Source organism: Streptomyces sp. NPDC087263, from assembly GCF_044744645.1.
Classification (GTDB): Bacteria; Actinomycetota; Actinomycetes; order Streptomycetales; family Streptomycetaceae; genus Streptomyces.
The window spans coordinates 22,905-40,663 of the sequence record NZ_JBIUYT010000011.1; the positions used below are offsets into that span (position 1 = coordinate 22,905).

General features: G+C 68.4%; 18 protein-coding genes. 11 read left to right on the forward strand and 7 right to left on the reverse strand.

The window, feature by feature from the left end; genetic code table 11:
- Positions 1 to 30 precede the first annotated feature (30 nt).
- Both ACIPC1_RS31300 and ACIPC1_RS31305 read right to left on the reverse strand, forming a co-directional pair.
- Positions 31 to 660: a biliverdin-producing heme oxygenase gene (locus ACIPC1_RS31300; RefSeq protein ID WP_402523029.1), complete on the reverse strand. Its 630-nt coding sequence runs from the start codon at positions 658 to 660 to the stop codon at positions 31 to 33.
- Positions 657 to 1,808 (reverse strand): polyprenyl synthetase family protein, encoded by a 1,152-nt coding sequence (locus ACIPC1_RS31305; RefSeq protein ID WP_402523031.1) that lies wholly within the window; start codon positions 1,806 to 1,808, stop codon positions 657 to 659. Before ACIPC1_RS31305 ends, ACIPC1_RS31300 begins: the two co-directional genes overlap by 4 nt.
- A gap of 249 nt (positions 1,809 to 2,057) precedes the next feature.
- Between ACIPC1_RS31305 and ACIPC1_RS31310 the strand changes: the two genes are divergently transcribed.
- Genes ACIPC1_RS31310 through ACIPC1_RS31320 form a run of 3 tightly spaced genes read left to right on the forward strand, consistent with a single transcriptional unit; the run spans position 2,058 to position 2,919 of the window.
- Positions 2,058 to 2,294: a Scr1 family TA system antitoxin-like transcriptional regulator gene (locus ACIPC1_RS31310; RefSeq protein WP_402523033.1), complete on the forward strand. Its 237-nt coding sequence runs from the start codon at positions 2,058 to 2,060 to the stop codon at positions 2,292 to 2,294.
- Positions 2,295 to 2,297: 3 nt separating this feature from the next.
- Positions 2,298 to 2,498, forward strand: coding sequence for a DUF397 domain-containing protein (locus tag ACIPC1_RS31315; RefSeq protein WP_402523035.1), 201 nt, complete (start codon positions 2,298 to 2,300; stop codon positions 2,496 to 2,498).
- A 25-nt stretch (positions 2,499 to 2,523) separates the two neighbouring features.
- The gene (locus ACIPC1_RS31320; RefSeq protein ID WP_402523038.1) at positions 2,524 to 2,919 is read left to right on the forward strand and encodes a contact-dependent growth inhibition system immunity protein; all 396 of its coding nucleotides are present in this window, start codon (positions 2,524 to 2,526) and stop codon (positions 2,917 to 2,919) included.
- A gap of 94 nt (positions 2,920 to 3,013) precedes the next feature.
- On the opposite strand, the gene ACIPC1_RS31325 is transcribed toward ACIPC1_RS31320, so the two are convergent.
- From ACIPC1_RS31325 to ACIPC1_RS31340, 4 genes are all read right to left on the reverse strand, one after another.
- The gene (locus ACIPC1_RS31325; RefSeq protein WP_402523040.1) at positions 3,014 to 3,391 is read right to left on the reverse strand and encodes a hypothetical protein; all 378 of its coding nucleotides are present in this window, start codon (positions 3,389 to 3,391) and stop codon (positions 3,014 to 3,016) included.
- Positions 3,392 to 3,550: 159 nt separating this feature from the next.
- Positions 3,551 to 4,192 carry a hypothetical protein gene (locus ACIPC1_RS31330; protein ID WP_402523042.1) on the reverse strand — a complete coding sequence of 214 codons (642 nt, stop codon included), beginning with the start codon at positions 4,190 to 4,192 and terminating at the stop codon, positions 3,551 to 3,553.
- Positions 4,193 to 4,548: 356 nt separating this feature from the next.
- The gene (argG, locus tag ACIPC1_RS31335; RefSeq protein WP_402523044.1) at positions 4,549 to 5,997 is read right to left on the reverse strand and encodes an argininosuccinate synthase; all 1,449 of its coding nucleotides are present in this window, start codon (positions 5,995 to 5,997) and stop codon (positions 4,549 to 4,551) included.
- 204 nt (positions 5,998 to 6,201) lie between these two features.
- The gene (locus tag ACIPC1_RS31340) at positions 6,202 to 6,558 is read right to left on the reverse strand and encodes a MerR family transcriptional regulator (protein WP_402523047.1); all 357 of its coding nucleotides are present in this window, start codon (positions 6,556 to 6,558) and stop codon (positions 6,202 to 6,204) included.
- A gap of 99 nt (positions 6,559 to 6,657) precedes the next feature.
- Between ACIPC1_RS31340 and ACIPC1_RS31345 the strand changes: the two genes are divergently transcribed.
- The 7 genes from ACIPC1_RS31345 (at position 6,658) to ACIPC1_RS31375 (ending at position 15,094) form a co-directional block, all read left to right on the forward strand.
- Complete coding sequence (locus ACIPC1_RS31345; RefSeq protein WP_402523049.1) at positions 6,658 to 7,446, forward strand: amidohydrolase family protein; 789 nt, start codon at positions 6,658 to 6,660, stop codon at positions 7,444 to 7,446.
- Positions 7,447 to 7,750: 304 nt separating this feature from the next.
- A complete protein-coding gene (locus ACIPC1_RS31350) occupies positions 7,751 to 8,797 on the forward strand; it encodes an ABC transporter substrate-binding protein (RefSeq protein ID WP_402523051.1) in 1,047 nt (348 codons plus the stop codon).
- A gap of 66 nt (positions 8,798 to 8,863) precedes the next feature.
- Positions 8,864 to 9,706, forward strand: a complete 843-nt coding sequence (locus ACIPC1_RS31355; RefSeq protein ID WP_402523053.1) for a siderophore-interacting protein — start codon at positions 8,864 to 8,866, stop codon at positions 9,704 to 9,706.
- 295 nt (positions 9,707 to 10,001) lie between these two features.
- Complete coding sequence (desA, locus tag ACIPC1_RS31360) at positions 10,002 to 11,468, forward strand: lysine decarboxylase DesA (protein ID WP_402523055.1); 1,467 nt, start codon at positions 10,002 to 10,004, stop codon at positions 11,466 to 11,468.
- Positions 11,452 to 12,732 carry a lysine N(6)-hydroxylase/L-ornithine N(5)-oxygenase family protein gene (locus ACIPC1_RS31365; protein ID WP_402523057.1) on the forward strand — a complete coding sequence of 427 codons (1,281 nt, stop codon included), beginning with the start codon at positions 11,452 to 11,454 and terminating at the stop codon, positions 12,730 to 12,732. Before desA ends, ACIPC1_RS31365 begins: the two co-directional genes overlap by 17 nt.
- Before the next feature lie 32 nt (positions 12,733 to 12,764).
- Positions 12,765 to 13,325: a GNAT family N-acetyltransferase gene (locus ACIPC1_RS31370; RefSeq protein ID WP_402523520.1), complete on the forward strand. Its 561-nt coding sequence runs from the start codon at positions 12,765 to 12,767 to the stop codon at positions 13,323 to 13,325.
- A complete protein-coding gene (locus tag ACIPC1_RS31375) occupies positions 13,322 to 15,094 on the forward strand; it encodes an IucA/IucC family protein (protein ID WP_402523059.1) in 1,773 nt (590 codons plus the stop codon). The genes ACIPC1_RS31370 and ACIPC1_RS31375 overlap by 4 nt, the downstream gene beginning before the upstream one ends.
- 58 nt (positions 15,095 to 15,152) lie before the next feature.
- Here the strand turns inward: ACIPC1_RS31375 and ACIPC1_RS31380 are convergent, their stop codons facing one another.
- Complete coding sequence (locus tag ACIPC1_RS31380; RefSeq protein ID WP_402523061.1) at positions 15,153 to 16,700, reverse strand: beta-N-acetylhexosaminidase; 1,548 nt, start codon at positions 16,698 to 16,700, stop codon at positions 15,153 to 15,155.
- Positions 16,701 to 16,808: 108 nt separating this feature from the next.
- On the opposite strand from ACIPC1_RS31380, the gene ACIPC1_RS31385 reads away from it, so the two are divergent.
- Positions 16,809 to 17,669: a DUF4429 domain-containing protein gene (locus ACIPC1_RS31385; RefSeq protein WP_402523063.1), complete on the forward strand. Its 861-nt coding sequence runs from the start codon at positions 16,809 to 16,811 to the stop codon at positions 17,667 to 17,669.
- The last annotated feature ends 90 nt before the right edge of the window (positions 17,670 to 17,759 follow it).

Here is a 17,759-nt window from a genome sequence, read left to right on the forward strand (position 1 = left end):
TCGTGCGAGGCGGCTCATCGTCTCTGTGGTTCACGTGCCCGGCGTGAGCCCTGCCGACAGGGCCTGTGAGATCACGGCGATGTGATGGTAGGCCCGCTGGGCGGCGGCGATGACGCGTTCCTGGTCCTCCGGCCGGGAGTGGGCCTCGTTCATGCGCGCGGTGAAGCACGCCCAGCGGTCGCGGTCGCCGCTGCTGTAGTAGGCGACGCCGTCCGTGGTGTGCAGCCGGTAGGCCGCGGTGACGTACTCGCGCAGCATGAGGGCGCCGAGGGTGGAGCCTTCCATGACGTAGAGGAAGCCGAGCAGTTCCCGGGGGTCCGATGCCGCGGTCAGGCGGACGTCCTGCGCGAAGAGCTGCGCCTCTGCGGCCGCCCAGGGCCTCGGGACGGTACCGGAGTCGGCGAAGTACCTCAGGTCCCGCTCGACGAGGGCGAGTTTGGCCAGGTCCGCCGACCACACCGAGCGGACGAACGGGTCGGTCGCGCGGGACAGTTCGTCCTCCAGCGCTCCCAGGACCACGCTGTACGCGTCGAGTTGCCCGACGTAGCGCTCAAGTGGCAGTGTCCCGGCGGACATCGAGGTCGAGAAGGCGGTGGCCTCCAACGCTTCGTGCGATGCACGCGTGCCCGCCCGCAGGCGCTCGACCACTGTGGTCGTCACGTGCCACTCCGCTGCCGGACCGTCTGATGGAGACGGTCGATGAGGTGCCCCTTGCGTTCGATCGTCACGTCGAAGTACGCCGCACTGCGGTCCGAGCGGCACACGCCGTGCACGGCTTCCTTTGCCGCGCGCTTCAGTTCCACGGCTTCCGCCGCGAGGACGAGGAGCGTCTCCTCCAGTTGGGGATGGCCGAGCACGTACGACTTCAGCCGCTCGCCGACCAGTTCGTCCGCGGTGCTCTCAACGGGCGGCGCGGATTTGAGCAGTTCGAGGAAGACCCGGTTGCTCAGTCCGCCGAAGTCCTCGTGGGTGTTGGCCCCGCCGAGTTCGGGCACGAAGTCGGTCAGGTCGTTGAACAGCTGGCTCGCCAGCCCGAGCTTGCGCATGGCGTCATCCAGTGTGCGCCGCTCAGCCTCCTCGACGCGCAGGCCTGCCACCGCCGCGTCGAGCGGCATACGGAACAGTGTGCCGGTCTTGAGGGCGGACATCGACTCCCAGAACTCGACGCGTGCGTCGTGGGGCGCGGCCAACAGTTCGGCGCGGGTGCGCGCCGAACGCGTGGACATGTCGACAGCCTGACCGGTGAACCCCTTGCCGACGGCCCCCACCAGGCTCTCCACGACGGCCGGATCGGCGGCATACCGCAGCGCGGCGGTGATCAGCCAGGACGCGGTGTTGAGGGCGAGCGGTGTGCCATGGGTGACGTGGAGTGCGGCCTCGCCGTAGCGGACGTCGCTGCCGTCCTGGATGTCGTCGAGCGCGACCGCGGCCTTCAGCAGGATCCGTACCGCCACTGCCGCACGACGGACCACCGCCAGGTCCGCCGACGCAGCCTCGTTCCCGAACTCGTCAGGGAAGCCTCGGTAGTTGCGGTAGGCCCAGTACACCATCGAAGGGCGCAGCGGAGCTCCGCCGCCGGTGGACGGCAGCGCCTGCTGCCCCACCTTGGATCCGACGGCATCGGCGACCGGCCCGTACAGGGACCGCCGCAGCGCCGCCTCGTACACGGATGTCGGCGCCCCCACTCCCCCCTGCGCCAACGGGCCGGTCAGCGAGCCAAGGAGGTCGGCCAAGTCGCCCTCCAGCAGCGCCGCGTCACCCCGCACCACCGCCTCCACGCCCGTCGCGTCCACCGTGGCTTCCACCACACCCCCGAACATCACCGATCACCGACACACAAGGCCGAACACGTAAGGACATGATCGCAACCAGCGGGCGCCGCAAGGAAGCTGAAAACAAGACGGCGACGTTCGGACAGCAGCGGACGCCAAAGGCGGGTTCGCAGGGGTTGGTGGGCTGATTCGGCAGGTGCGCAGGGTGCGCGGGGTGCGCGGGGTGCGCGGGATGCAACGGCCGTCATCGGTCGGGCGGGCGACGCGAGTAGGGTCGTCGAACAGGTGCTCTATGGGGGGTGCCGACTGGCACACCGGGGGCACGGCCCATGCCGACACCTGAGCACATCTGGGCAGCGGCCGATCTGCACTGTGCAACTGGACACGCACCACGGGTGCGACTTCCTGGACGCACAGGCGCAGTTGGCGAAGTACCGAACTGTCCTCGACCGCATGGAAGCCCTCGCCCTCAAGCCCGCACCTTCCCGCGACCTCATCAACACCGTCATCCGGAGCCTGTGAGCAGTGCCCTCCATACCCCCGCACACCTGGCAGAAGTCCCCCTTCAGCCCGGACGGCTCCGACTGCATCCACCTCGCCGCCACCCCCGCTGGAACAATCCTTCTCCACGAGAGCGACGAGCCGGGCATCGTCCTCACCACCGGCCGACCCCAGCTCAACGCCCTGATAGCAATCCTGGAATCCAGGAACTGCGACCGCGTTTGAGATCTGATCGTGGGACGATCGCTTGGTGACGCGCCCCTTGGATCGTGGCCGCTCCCTCGAAGAGCTTGAACGCGCCTGTTGGCCAGCTCCGTCGGCCGACGACACCCGTCTTATCACTACTGCACACGCCTTGCGGCGTCGGCCGATCGGCGCACTGACCATCGAGGACATGCGCTTGTTGATCGCGCAGGACATAGGCCTGCCCTACCTCCTGCCACTGGCAGTGGAGGTACTGCGGGAGAACCCGATGGCAGAGGGGCACATGTACGAAGGTGATCTGCTGTCCGCGGTCCTCACCAGGAACCCATCGGTCTGGGCCGAGTTTCCCGGACTCGGCCGAGAGCTGCGCGTGATCGTCTCGACGTTGGCCGGCTTCCCCCCTGACCTGCAACAGAAGGTGGAGCGCTTCCTGGCTCCATAGAGCACCGACGCAGGACGTTGCCCATAGAAGGGACGGTCGGCGCATCTGGGCACATCGAGTCGAACCTGATCATCGCACTGTGTATCCCCGCTCGTCAGTACGCCTGTCGCCCCTCGGTGAACTCGTGAACCAGCTGGATCTCACCGACGATATGGGCGTTGAACTCGTCGAGTTCCTCGGCCGGAACCCACAGTTCGAGGATCGTCCGTCCGCCAACCTGCTGGATGGGATACCGGCCGAGGAAATCCGACTCGACTTCGAAGCGCGTGACGAAGCCGGCGCCGTCGTACTTCACGTTCCAGTCCCTCGCGATCTTGACCGCGTAGTCCTCGTTGAGGACCGGATAGAAGATCGGCTGCTCGGGGAGGCGGGGCGGCCAGGCGCGCCAGTTCAGTTCCCGGACCAGGTCCAGCTCCTTGGGGCCGGTCGGGCGCCATAGGGTCGTCGTTGCTTGCCGGCTGGTCACGGGCATCGCTCTCTGCATGTCGAAAGCCGCCGAAACGGCTGATCAGGAGACCGGACGATACCGGCACGGCGAGCCGCACGGCCACACCGTTTCCGCACTCCAGCCGCCCTGCCCTGGACCGCAGTCACCAGCTACGGGACAGCACTTGAACTCGGCCCAGGCTTCTCAGCCCAACTTCGCGTCCTGGGCTTCGACCAGAGTGCTCGGAACGTCGAAGTCGATGTCCGACACCCCAGCGTTGGGGTTCACGGTACTGAACTGGGCGATGGTGCTGCCATGGCGGAAGACCACGGCCCTCGTCGGGCCCAGGAGGCCCCCGTCGTCCTGACCGAGCGTCGCGGTGAAGGCGACAGTCTCGCCACCCACTTCGGGCGGGGTATCCGAACTCACCTTGCCGGTGTCGCCCGTACCGATGGCGCCGGACTGAAACCCTCCGTCGCACTCGGCGATCCCGCTGCTGAGGGACTTGAATGCCGTCCGCGCCTGCTCCGGACTGTCGTACGAAGCGAGGCTCACGGTGGTGCTGGTGACCGCCAACGCCGCATCCAACTCCTCCTCGGAGTCCGCAGCGTCGATCGCCGCGTTGTCGAGCTCGGACGTCACCCGCCGCAGTGCGGTGGCCGCCGGATCGCCCAAGGCCACACCCCACATGACCTGGCTGACCGCCGCACAGTCCGCCTCGCCCGTACGCACGTCCTCCTGCGTGAGCACCTCGGCCGCGCCCGGCTCCTTGACGAGGAAGCCCTTCAGGTCACTCGCGGCCAGAGACAACTTGTCCAACTGAGCGGCAGTGAGCGCCTCGGACACGCTCCGGGCAGTCGAAGGGGAGGCCGAGCCCTCACCGTCCTCACCACCGGAAGTGGTGGAGTCGCCGCAACCGGCAACCAGGGAAAGGGGAAGGAACACGGCCGCGAAGGCACCAGTACGGGCTGTGCGGGCACCACAGCGGCGTATACCGGAACTGTTCATGAAGCGCTGCGTTCGCTTTCTCTGTTGGGGTCGCTGACCGCCAAGGTTATGAGATGCCTCAAGACCGGCGGGCCCCGGCGGAATGAATCCGCCGGGGCCCGCAGCCCAGGCCAACGACCGAACCCGGTGACCGATCCCGGGGACTGGCCCCCGTGACCGAACCCGGTGACTGGCCCCGGCGACCGGCCCCCGGCTCAGTCCGTCCCCGACTCCATAGCCGCCCGGTCCAGCAACCTCTCCTCATCAGGAGCCTCGCCGCGTGACGCGATGGCCTCGGCGCCGCCCTCGTCCATGGCGCCGATCAGGCCGGTCGCGGCAGCCTGCGCGGCGCCGATCGGCGTGGGGTGAGCGGTGCCGACGAGGCCGAGGCTCACGTACTGTTCGAGCCGCGCGCGCGAGTCCGCGATGTCGAGGTTGCGCATGGTGAGCTGGCCGATGCGGTCGACCGGGCCGAACGCCGAGTCCTCGGTCCGCTCCATGGAGAGCTTGTCCGGGTGGTAGCTGAGGGCGGGGCCCCGGGTGTCGAGGACCGAGTAGTCCTCGCCGCGCCGCAGCCGCACGGTCACCTCGCCGGTGATCGCCGCGCCGACCCAGCGCTGCAGCGACTCACGCACCATCAGCGCCTGCGGGTCCAGCCAGCGGCCCTCGTAGAGCAGCCGGCCGAGCTGGCGGCCCTGGTTGTGGTACGCGGCCACGGTGTCCTCGTTGTGGATCGCGTTGACCAGGCGCTCGTAGACGATGTGCAGCAGCGCCATGCCGGGCGCCTCGTAGATACCGCGGCTCTTGGCCTCGATGATCCGGTTCTCGATCTGGTCGGACATGCCCAGACCGTGCCGGCCGCCGATCGCGTTGGCCTCCATGACGAGGTCGACCGGGGAGGCGAACTCCTTGCCGTTGATGGTGACCGGGCGGCCCTGGTCGAAGCCGATCGTCACGTCCTCCGTGGCGATCTCCACCGACGGGTCCCAGAACCGCACGCCCATGATCGGGTCGACCGTCTCGATGCCGGTGTCGAGGTGCTCCAGGGTCTTGGCCTCGTGCGTGGCGCCCCAGATGTTGGCGTCCGTGGAGTACGCCTTCTCCGTCGAGTCCCGGTACGGCAGCTCGTGCGCGAGCAGCCACTCCGACATCTCCTTGCGGCCGCCGAGCTCCGTGACGAAGTCCGCGTCCAGCCAGGGCTTGTAGATCCGCAGGTGCGGGTTGGCGAGCAGCCCGTACCGGTAGAACCGCTCGATGTCGTTGCCCTTGAACGTGGAGCCGTCGCCCCAGATCTGCACGCCGTCCTCGAGCATGGCCCGCACCAGCAGCGTGCCCGTCACCGCACGACCCAGCGGAGTGGTGTTGAAGTACGGGCGCCCGCCCGACCTGACGTGGAAGGCGCCGCAGGCGAGCGCCGCAAGACCTTCCTCCACCAGCGCGGCACGGCAGTCGACGAGCCGGGCGATATCGGCGCCGTACGCGAAGGCACGGTCGGGCACGGACGCGATGTCGGGCTCGTCGTACTGGCCGATGTCGGCGGTGTACGTGCACGGCACGGCGCCCTTGTCGCGCATCCAGGCGACGGCGACCGAGGTGTCGAGGCCGCCGGAGAAGGCAATGCCGACGCGCTCGCCGGTGGGGAGGGAGGTGAGAACCTTGGACATGGCAAGATTATGCAATAGAACGCATGATCATGCAAGGCCGAGCCGCGGGCGCCGTACAGCGGATGTGGCTGAGTGCTTCAGTTGGCGGATGAGCGTCCGACTTGGCGGGCCTGAGTCCTTGGTCCGGCGGACCGGAGGGTGACCACGGTTTCTCACCTGCGAGAACTTAGCGATGCGCGGGACTCGGGCGCCCGACATCCGGTCTTAGTTTGCTGCGTTCTCGGTGGCGGCGATTGTCTGGCGCAGAAGGCGACGCGCGGTCTCCAGGTCGGCGGCACGCTGGTCGAGGACGTTCAGCTGGTCGCGGAGGCTGGTGAGAACGCCGGAACAGGGGCGCAGCGTCGCCTCGTCGAAGGCGCAGGGGAGGACCTGGCGGATGATGCGGGTGGGGAGGCCGGCTGCCAGCAGGGCGCGGATGCGCCGCACCGTCTCCACCGTCTGGTCGTCGTACTCGCGATAGCCGTTGGCGCGGCGCTCTGAGTGGATCAACTCCATCCGCTCGTAGTAGCGCAGCAGGCGCTCGCTGACTCCGGCACGACGCGACAGCTCCCCGATCAGCACCGGCCAGCTCCCTTCAGCTTGACCTTCCCACAGTGTCAGGGAGCAACAGTGCACTGGTCGGCCGCATTCCGGGCCGATCGTCACCGAGGGAGTGAATCATTGATCATCGATGCACACAGCCACGTCCACGACCCCATCGAGGCACATGTGGGGCTACTGGACGAGGCCGGGGTGGACCGCGCCGTGCTGTTCGCCACCCGCCCACACCCGGAGCGGGCCGGTGACCTTACCTCCCTGCGCCGGGAGATGGCGATCCTGGACGAGGCCATCGGGGGTCGGGCCGGCACGACCGAGGGGCATCGCGGCGCGTGGCGGGAATTGGACGCCGCACTCGCCGCACAGCCGGAGCGGTTCATCGGCTTCCTGTCCGTACCGCTGGACCTGGAGCCGGAACAGATTGCCGCGACCGTGGAACGCGAGGTCGTCGGGCGGGGGATGCACGGGATCGGTGAGCTGACGCCGCCGCCGGGACGGGCAGGGGTGATTGAACCGGTGCTCCAGGCGGCGGCCGATCACGGTCGGCTGCCCGTGGTCGTGCACGGATTCGCCCCGACCACAGCGGCCGATCTGAGGACGCTGGCGGCGCTCGCCGGCCGGTATCCGACCGTTCCGCTGGTGGTCAGCCAGCTCGGAGGGCTGAACTGGATGGAGGCTGTCGAGCTGGTCCGGGACACCCCGAACATGTACCTGGAGCTGTCCACGGCCAACATCATCTTCGCGGTCCGGCTGGCCATCAAGGAGATTCCGGACCGGACCCTGTTCGGCTCGGACGCCCCGTACGGCGACCCGGTCCTGGCCCGGGCAATGGTGGAGCGGGTCACCAGCCCGGGCGAGGTACGCGACCGGGTGCTTGGCGGAACGATCGCCGAATTGGCCGGGCTCGACTGAGGCCGGCTCGACGTCGTCCCCAGGTGCGACCCCGACAGATTGAGCGCTTCAGATGGCGAACCCCGCCATCTGAAGCGCTCAGTCACAGCGGACGACAAGGAAAGGATGAACACCCAGGGGATGGAAGGGAGTTGAGGCTTCACGCCCGATCGGCTCCGTGGCGCGCGGACGCGCACACACTCCTGCCGGCAACTCACAGGGCACAGGGGGAAGCCTCACCCCTTGGACACCTTATGAGGTTAGGCTAACCTACCTTCGAACCTGTCAGGCGGGCGCTCCCGCCCCGTGTCGAAAGCAGCCGCACATGTCCAACGCCCGTGCCACCCACCTCCCCCGTCGCGGCATCCTCGCCGCCGGCGGCGCCCTCGGCCTCGGTGCCGTTCTCGCCGCCTGCGGAGACGACGACTCGACCAGCAGTGGCTCGGCGGACGAGACGAAGGCTGCGGCGGCCGGTCCCTGGACGTTCAAGGACGACCGTGGCACGACGGTGAAGCTGGACAGGACACCGGCGAACATCGTCGCGTTCATCGGCGTCGCCGCCGCGCTGTTCGACTACGGCGTCGAGGTCAAGGGCGTCTTCGGCCCGACCAAGACCGCGGACGGCAAGGCCGACGTGCAGGCCGGCGACATCGACATCAGCAAGGTGACGATCCTCGGCAACGAGTGGGGCCAGTTCAACATCGAGAAGTACGCCGCTCTCACCCCCGACGTCCTGATCTCCACCCTCTTCGACGACGCGGGCACCCTCTGGTACGTCCCCGAGGAGTCCAAGGACAAGATCCTCAAGCTCGCCCCGAGCGTCGGCATCTCCGTCTACGACCGCCAGCTGCCCGTGTCGCTGGGGCGCATGTACGCGCTCGCCGAGTCGCTCGGCGCCGATGTGAAGGCCGCGAAGGTCGTCGACGCGAAGAAGAAGTTCGAGACGGCCGCCGAGCGGCTGCGCGCCGCCGCCAAGGCGCACCCCGACATCAAGGTGCTCGCCGGCTCCGCCAGCCAGGACATCTTCTACGTCTCCGGCTCGAACCTCTCCATCGACCTGGAGTACTTCAAGGCGCTCGGCGTGAACATCGTCGAGCCGGACCCCAAGGTCCTCAAGGCAAGCGGCGGCTGGTACGAGAGCCTGAGCTGGGAGAACGTCGACAAGTACCCGGCGGACATCATCATGATGGACGACCGTTCCGCGACCATCCAGCCCGCCGACATCACCGAGGCGACCTGGAAGCAGCTGCCCGCCGTCAAGGCAGGCCAGGTCATCCCACGCTCCCCCGAGCCGATCATCTCGTACGACAAGTGCACCCCGCTTCTCGACAGCCTCGCCGAGGCCATCGAGAACGCCAAGAAGGTCGCCTGACCACCCCGGACAGCGACCCCGACAGCAACAGCAACAGCGCACCCTGACCACACCTCAGGAGCTCTCATGCCGACGGCCGTAGCCGCCCCGTTCCGTTTCTTCTCTCTCCAGGTCCTGCGGACGAGACGGCTCGGCCCGTCGCTGGCCCGGGTGACCTTCGCGGGCCCTGACCTGCGCGCGTTCGCCTCCGGCGGCCAGGACCAGAGCCTCTCCCTCTTCCTGCCGCACCCGGGCCAGGCCGAGCCCCGCGTCCCGATCGAGCTGGGCGACGACTGGTGGCAGGGCTGGCGCGAACTCCCGGACGACGTACGGGCGGTGATGCGCTCGTACACGCTGCGGGCGCTGCGGCGCGACCCCGACGAGATCGACATCGACTTCGTGCTGCACGGCGTCGAACCGGGGGCGGCGACACCCGCGGGGCCCGCCTCCCGCTGGGCATACGAAGCGGCCCCCGGGGACCGCGTCCTGCTGCTCGGACCGGCGATCGAGGACAACAGAGCGATCCGCTTCCGGCCGCCCGGGGACACCGACCTGGTGGTCATCTGGGCCGACGAGACCGCCGTACCCGCCGCCTCCGCCATCCTCGAAGCACTCCCGGCCGGCACCCGCGCCCGGGCCTGGCTGGAGGTCGAGCACACGGACGACATCCAGGACCTGGTGATCGCGGCCGACGCGGACATCAGCTGGCTCGTACGGGACGACCGCTCCCCCATGGCCGTCGACGCCGTGCGAGCCGCCCAACTCCCGCCCGCCGAACGGCCGTACGTCTGGATCGCGGGCGAGTCCGGCCAGGTGAAGGAGTTGCGGCGCCATCTCGTGCGCGAGCGCGGGATCGACCGCAGACACATCACCTTCGTCGGCTACTGGCGCCGCGGGCTGGCCGAGGAGCAACTGCGCGAGCAGGAGTGATCCGCGGTTCCTGACCGGGAGCAACCGCGACCCTCAGCCACTCCCGGCCCAGGACCACGGCAACCCGCGACCCTCAGCCACTCCCGGCCCAGGACCACGGCAACCCGCGACCCTCAGCCACTCCCGGCCCAGAACCAACCCCGCACCCCCCGACGAGCCGTTCGTCACCCCCGGGACAGAAAGACGTCACCGGGACGGGGTGACACGATCGAGTTAGGTTAGGCTAACCTAAGTTGAAGACGTGATTCCGTCCCTCATGTCCCGCCCGGACACTCCCCGCACGGAGGACCCCCACATGCGCTCGCACCTGCTCAACGACACGACCGCGGAGCGGTACCGCCGCTCCGCGACCGAAGGTATAGAGCGGGTGGCGGCCAAACTCGCCACCACCGACCGTCCGTTCACCGGCGTCACGGTCGACGCCCTCGCCCCCCGTATCGAGCAGATCGACCTGGACCGCCCGCTGCACGACACCTCGGCGGCCCTCGACGAACTCGAAGAGGTCTACCTCCGGGACGCGATCTACTTCCACCACCCGCGCTACCTCGCGCACCTCAACTGCCCGGTCGTCATCCCGGCCGTGGTCGGCGAGGCGGTCCTCTCGGCCGTCAACTCCTCCCTGGACACCTGGGACCAGTCGGCCGGCGGCACCCTCATCGAGCGCAAGCTCATCGACTGGACCAACGAGCGCATCGGCCTCGGCCCGGCCGCCGACGGCGTGTTCACCTCCGGCGGCTCGCAGTCCAACCTCCAGGCGTTGTTGCTCGCCCGCGAGGAGGTCAAGCCGGGGCGGGCAGGGTGGGAGTATCCGGACAGCCTCGCCAAACTGCGGATCTTCGCCTCCGAGGTCAGCCACTTCAGCGTCAGGAAGTCGGCCAAACTCCTCGGCCTGAGCGCTGACTCCGTCGTCTCGATCCCGGTCGACCACGACAAGCGGATGCAGACGGTCGCGCTCGCCCACGAACTGGAGCGCTGCAAGAGCGCCGGTCTCGTCCCCATGGCCGTCGTCGCCACCGCAGGGACCACCGACTTCGGCTCCATCGACCCGCTGCCCGAAATCGCCGAGCTGTGCTCGCAGTTCGGTACCTGGATGCACGTCGACGCCGCCTACGGCTGTGGGCTGCTCGCCTCCCTGAAGAACCGGGACCGCATCGACGGCATCGAGCGCGCCGACTCCGTCACCGTTGATTACCACAAGTCCTTCTTCCAGCCGGTGAGTTCGTCCGCCGTGCTGGTCCGGGACGCCGCCACCCTGCGGCACGCCACGTATCACGCGGAGTACCTCAACCCGGTCCGCGCGGTGCAGGAACGTATCCCCAACCAGGTGGACAAGTCCCTCCAGACGACCCGTCGCTTCGACGCGCTCAAGCTGTGGATGACGCTCCGGGTGATGGGCGCCGACGGGATCGGCGAACTCTTCGACGAGGTCTGCGACCTGGCCGCCGAGGGCTGGAAACTGCTGGCCGCCGACCCGCGCTTCGACGTCGTGGTCGCGCCCTCCCTCTCCACCCTCGTCTTCCGCTACATCCCGAGCGCGGTCACCGATCCCTCCGAGATCGACCGCGCCAACCTGTACGCCCGCAAAGCCCTGTTCGCCTCCGGTGACGCCGTCGTCGCGGGCACGAAGGTCGGCGGGCGGCACTACCTGAAGTTCACCCTGCTCAACCCCGAGACCACGACGGACGACATCACCGCCGTACTCGATCTGATCGCCGGCCATGCCGAGCAGTACCTTGGAGAGTCCCTTGACCGCGCTTCCTGAATCCGCCGTGAAAACACACGACTTCATCGGCATCGGACTGGGCCCCTTCAATCTCGGCCTCGCCTGCCTCACCGAGCCGATCGCCGAACTGGACGGCGTCTTCCTCGACTCCAAGCCCCACTTCGAGTGGCACTCCGGGATGTTCCTGGACGGCGCGCACCTCCAGACCCCGTTCATGTCGGACCTGGTCACTCTCGCCGACCCGACCTCCCCGTACTCCTTCCTCAACTACCTGAAGGAATCGGGCCGTCTGTACTCCTTCTACATCCGCGAGAACTTCTATCCGCTGCGGCTGGAGTACGACGACTACTGCCGCTGGGCGGCCTCGAAGCTCTCCAGCGTCCGCTTCGACACGACGGTCACCGAGGTGAGCCACGAGGACGAGGTGTACGTCGTCCGCACGCAGGCCGGTGAGGAGTTCCGCGCCCGGCATCTGGTCCTGGGCACGGGAACCCCGCCGTACATACCCGAGGCCTGCGCCGGACTCGGCGGCGACTTCATCCACAACTCCCGTTATGTGCAGCACAAGCAGGAGCTACAGCGCAAGGAGTCGATCACGCTCGTCGGCAGCGGGCAGTCCGCCGCCGAGATCTACTACGACCTGCTGAGCGAGATCGACGTCCACGGCTACCAGCTCAACTGGGTCACCCGCTCGCCGCGCTTCTTCCCCCTCGAATACACCAAGCTCACGCTGGAGATGACGTCCCCGGAGTACATCGACTACTTCCACGCGCTGCCCGAGCCGACCCGCTACCGCCTCCAGACGGAGCAGAAGGGCCTGTTCAAGGGCATCGACGGCGAGCTGATCGACTCGATCTTCGACCTGCTCTACCAGAAGAAGGTCGGCGGCGGCCCGGTCCCCACCCGGCTGCTCACCAACTCCTCGCTCGACACGGCGGCTTACCGCGACGGGACGTACACCCTCGGTCTGCGTCAGGAGGAGCAGGGCAAGGAGTACGAGCTGAGCTCGCAGGGTCTGATCCTCGCCACCGGCTACAAGTACGCCGAGCCCGAGTTCCTCAAGCCGGTCCACGACCGGCTGCGCTACGACTCCCGGGGCAACTTCGACGTGGCCCGCAACTACGCCATCGACACGACCGGGCGCGGGATCTTCCTCCAGAACGCCGGCGTCCACACGCACTCCATCACCTCGCCGGACCTCGGCATGGGCGCGTACCGCAACGCGTACATCATCCGCGAGCTGCTCGGCACCGAGTACTACCCGGTCGAGAAGACGATCGCGTTCCAGGAGTTCGCCGTATGAGCCCTCTCAGCCGCGGGAGTCGTACGAGCCGTATGACCGCCACCGACATCGGCACGTTCACCATCCGCGCCCTCGATCCCTTCAAGGACGCCGAGCTGCTGCACCGTTGGGTCACGCACCCCAAGTCCGCGTTCTGGATGATGCAGGACGCCAGGCTCCAGGACGTGGAGCGGGAGTACATGGCCATCGCGGCCGCCGAGCACCACCACGCGTTCCTCGGTCTGCTGGACGGTGAACCCGTCTTCCTGATGGAGAGTTACGACCCGCGGTACGTCGAACTCGTCGGCCTGTACGAGCCCCAGCCGGGCGATGTCGGCATGCACTTCCTGGTCGCGCCGACGGACACGCCCGTGCACGGCTTCACCCGGTCGGTGATCACCGCCGTCATGACGGAGCTGTTCGCCGACCCCGCCACCCACCGGGTGGTCGTCGAACCCGATGTGAGCAACAAGGCGGTGCACGCGCTCAACGAAGCCGTCGGCTTCGTCCCCGAGCGCGAGATCGACAAGCCCGAGAAGCGCGCGCTGCTGAGCTTCTGCACGCGTGAACAGTTCGACGCCGCGATACGAGAAGTACGGAGTGTGGCGATATGACCCTGTCCGACGCCGTGGCGCACCTCTCCCCCGAGCGCTGGGACCGCGCCAACCGGCTGCTCGTCCGCAAGGCGCTCGCCGAGTTCGCGCACGAACGGCTGATCACACCGGAGGCCGAGGGCAAGGACCAGTACGTCGTCCGCAGCGACGACGGGCTGACCCGCTACCGCTTCACCGCCCGCCTCCGCGCGCTCGACCACTGGCAGGTCGACGCCGAGTCGATCACCCGCCACCGCGACGGCGCTGAACTCCCGCTCGCCGCCCTGGACTTCTTCATCGAGCTGAAGCAGACCCTCGGCCTGAGCGACGAGGTCCTGCCCGTCTATCTGGAGGAGATCTCCTCCACCCTCTCGGGCACCTGCTTCAAGCTCACCAAGCCGCAGATCCCGGTCGCCGAGCTCGCCAGGAGCGGCTTCCAGGAGATCGAGACCGGCATGACCGAGGGCCACCCCTGCTTCGTCGCCAACAACGGGCGGCTCGGCTTCGGCGTGCACGACTATCTGTCGTACGCCCCCGAGACCGCGAGCCCGGTCCGGCTGGTGTGGCTGGCCGCGCACCGCTCACGGGCGGCGTTCACGGCGGGCGTGGGCATCGAGTACGAGCCGTTCCTGCGCGAGGAGTTGGGCGCGGAGACCGTCGAGCGGTTTGCGAAGACCCTCGCCGAACAGGGCCTCGACGCCGACGACTACCTCCTCATCCCTGTCCACCCCTGGCAGTGGTGGAACAAGCTGTCGGTGACGTTCGCGGCGGAGGTCGCGCAGCGGCACCTGGTCTGCCTCGGAGAGGGCGAGGACGAGTACCTGGCCCAGCAGTCGATCCGCACGTTCTTCAACACGTCGCACCCCGAGAAGCATTACGTCAAAACGGCGCTCTCGGTCCTCAACATGGGCTTCATGCGCGGGCTTTCGGCCGCGTACATGGAGGCGACCCCGGCGATCAACGACTGGCTCGCCCAACTCGTCGAGAACGACCCGGTGTTGAGGTCGACCGGCCTGTCGGTCATCCGCGAGCGGGCCGCCGTCGGCTACCGCCACCTGGAGTACGAGGCCGCCACCGACCGCTACTCCCCGTACCGCAAGATGCTCGCCGCCCTGTGGCGCGAGAGCCCGGTGCCCGCTCTCCAGGAGGGCGAGACCCTGGCGACGATGGCCTCCCTCGCCCATGTCGACCACGAGGGCAGGTCCTTCGCGGGCGCGCTGATCGAGCGGTCGGAGCTGAGCCCCGTGGAGTGGCTGCGCCGCTATCTGCGCGCCTACTTCACCCCGCTGCTGCACAGCTTCTACGCCTACGACCTGGTGTACATGCCGCACGGCGAGAACGTCATCCTGGTCCTCAAGGACGGCGTCGTGCAGCGGGCGATCTACAAGGACATCGCCGAGGAGATCGCGGTCCTTGACCCGCAGGCGGTACTGCCGCCGGCCGTCGAGCGGATCCGCGTCGACGTCCCCGAGGACAAGAAGCTCCTGTCGATCTTCACGGACGTCTTCGACTGCTTCTTCCGCTTCCTCGCGGCGGACCTGGACACCGAGGGCATCCTCGACGAGGACCTCTTCTGGCGGACCGTCGCCGAGTCGGTGCGCGCCTACCAGGACGCGAATCCCGAACTCGCCGACAGGTTCCGGCAGTACGACATGTTCGCGCCGGAGTTCGCGCTGTCCTGCCTCAACCGCCTCCAACTCCGCAACAACAAGCAGATGGTGGACCTCGCCGACCCGTCCGGAGCCCTCCAGCTCGTCGGCAACCTGAAGAACCCGATCGCGGGTCTCTGAGACGGGTGGGGCTCAGGAGACAGCGGTCCCCTCCTGAGTCCCACCGCTACCCCATCAACTACTCGGTGGACCAGGGCACTTGGGGTGACCTGTAGTAGTTGATCCCCAACGCGTCCCAGCGCGGCGCCTGCGCCGCGAGCCGCACCTTGTACGTGTCCCAGTCGTGCGTGGACGCGGGCGACCAGCCGAGCTCGGCCGCACCGGGCAGCCGGGGGAACGCCATGTAGTCGATGTTCGCCGAGGTCACCAGCGTCTCGCTCCACAGCGGCGCCTCGACGCCCTTGACCGCCGAACTGGGCACACCGGCAAGGTAGTTGCCCGGATCCCAGTCGTACGCCCGCTGCACCTCCACATAGCCCGCCCAGGTCAGCCCCAGCGGCGTGTCCTTGGTGTACTTCATGTCGAGGTAGGCCCGGTCGGCCGGCGACATGATCAGCCCGGTGCCGTTCCGCGCCGCCGCCGCGACCTGCTCCTTCTCCGCCGGGTTGGTGCCGTCCAGGCCCCAGTACTGGGCCAGCGCCCCGGGCGCCGGGGACGCCCCGGTCAGCTGGTGCCAGCCGATCACCGTCTTGCCGTACTTGGCGACGATGGGCTGCACCCGGTCCATGAAGGCCTGGAAGTCGGCGTGCGGCGTGGAGTGGGCCTCGTCGCCGCCGATGTGGAGGTACTTGCCCGGCGTGATCGCGGCCAGCTCACGGATCACGTCGTCCACGAAGTCGTACGTGACGTCCTTCGACACGCACAGCGAGCTGAAGCCGACGTTCGTGCCGGTGTAGAGCGGCGGGGCGACCCCGTCGCAGTTCAGTTCGGCGTACGAGGCGAGCGCGGCGTTGGTGTGCCCCGGCATGTCGATCTCAGGGATGACCTCCAGGTGGCGCGAGGAGGCGTACCGGACGATCTCCTTGTACTGGGCCTTGGTGTAGTAACCGCCCTGGCCCCCGCCGACCTGCGTCGAGCCGCCGTAGGTGGTGAGCTGCGGCCAGGAGTCGATGGCGATGCGCCAGCCCTGGTCGTCACTGAGGTGCAGGTGCAGCTTGTTGACCTTGTAGAGGGCGACCTCGTCGATGAAGCGCTTGACCTGGTCGACGGTGAAGAAGTGCCGGGCCACGTCGAGCATCGCGCCACGGTAGGCGTAGCGCGGGGTGTCCTCGATGGTGCCGCCCGCGACCAGCCAGGGGCCGGGCTGCGTGGAGTCCTTCTCCACCGAGGCCGGGAGCAGTTGGCGCAGGGTCTGCACGCCGTGGAAGAGGCCGGCCGGCGCGGCGGCGGTGATGGTGACGCCGGACCTGCCGCTGTCGAGCCGGTAGCCCTCGGCGCCCAGCTCCTTTGCTCCCAGCCGGAGTTGGATGCCGCCTCCGCCGTGCGCCGACGGTGTGACCGGCAGCCGGTAGCCCGTGGAGGGCCGCAGAAGGTCCGCGAGATACTCGCCGACCTTGCGGACCTCGCCCGACTCGTCCACGCGGATGCGGGTGTCGGCGGTGATGCGGTACGGGGTTCCGTGTGCGTCGACCGAGGCGGGGGCCGGGATCACCTGGCCGAGCGGCGTGACGGTCCGGTCGGCAGTGGGGGGTGCCGCGCCGACGACGGAGATGGACGCTGCCGCCACAAGCAGCAACGTACTGAGAAGACGGGGCGTTCTGTGCTGTCTCACATGCGCTCCCTTCTAATGGGTATAGACCACCCTCCCCGTACAGCCGGTGAAAGAATCCCCCCTATGGCGGAAATCATCCAGAGGGAAGGCACCTGGATCTTCGACGGTGACGCGCTGCGCCTGACTCCCGGGCGCGACAGGAACGTCAGCCTGCTCCGCAGGACTTTGGGTGAACTGACCGTCCCGCTCGGCGCGTTGGCGGGCATCTCCTTCGAACAGGGCAGGAAGACCGGGCGGTTGAGGCTCAGACTGCGCGACGGCGCCGACCCCCTGCTCCAGGCGACCGGCGGCAGACTCGGGGAGCCGAACGACCCGTACCAGCTCACCGTCGAGTCCGACCGTTACGGCGTCGCCGAGTACCTCGTGGACGAGGTCCGCAACGCACTGCTCCTGGACGAGGTGCCGTCCGGCCCCGTCGACGCCTATCTGCTGCCGGGTCCCGCCCTGCCCCTGTCCGTGTCCGCCGGGGACGGCACCGCGAGCTTCGACGGCGAACACGTACGCCTGGAGTGGAACTGGAAGACCGAGGACGCGAAGGCTGCCACCGGGGGGCGGTCGCTCGCCCTGGGGGACGTCACCGGCGTCGAATGGCATCCGTCGGCCGGGCTGGAGAACGGGTACCTGCGCTTCACCGTGCGCGGCGCGGAGACGAAGGCGCCGCCCAAGTACGACCCCAACTCCGTGGAGTTGTGGGGCTTCAAGAAGGATCCGCTGATGGCGCTGGTCGCGGCGGCGGTGCAAGTGCGTCTGCCACACCCGGCGAGGGCGCTCACCCCGGAACCGGCGAAGGAACTGCCGGCCGCCGCTGCCGACCACGACGCCCTGCTCCGGCGGTTGCGGGAGCTCGGTGAGCTGCACAGGTCGGGCGTCCTGACGGACGAGGAGTTCGCTCTGGCCAAGCAGGCGGTCCTCAAGAGGATGTGAGGACCGCCTGTCGGGCTAACGGGCCGCTCCCGCAGGAAGTCTCGAATCCGCGGGTGGTCGTGGCCGGGCGCGCAGTTCCTCGCGCCCCTG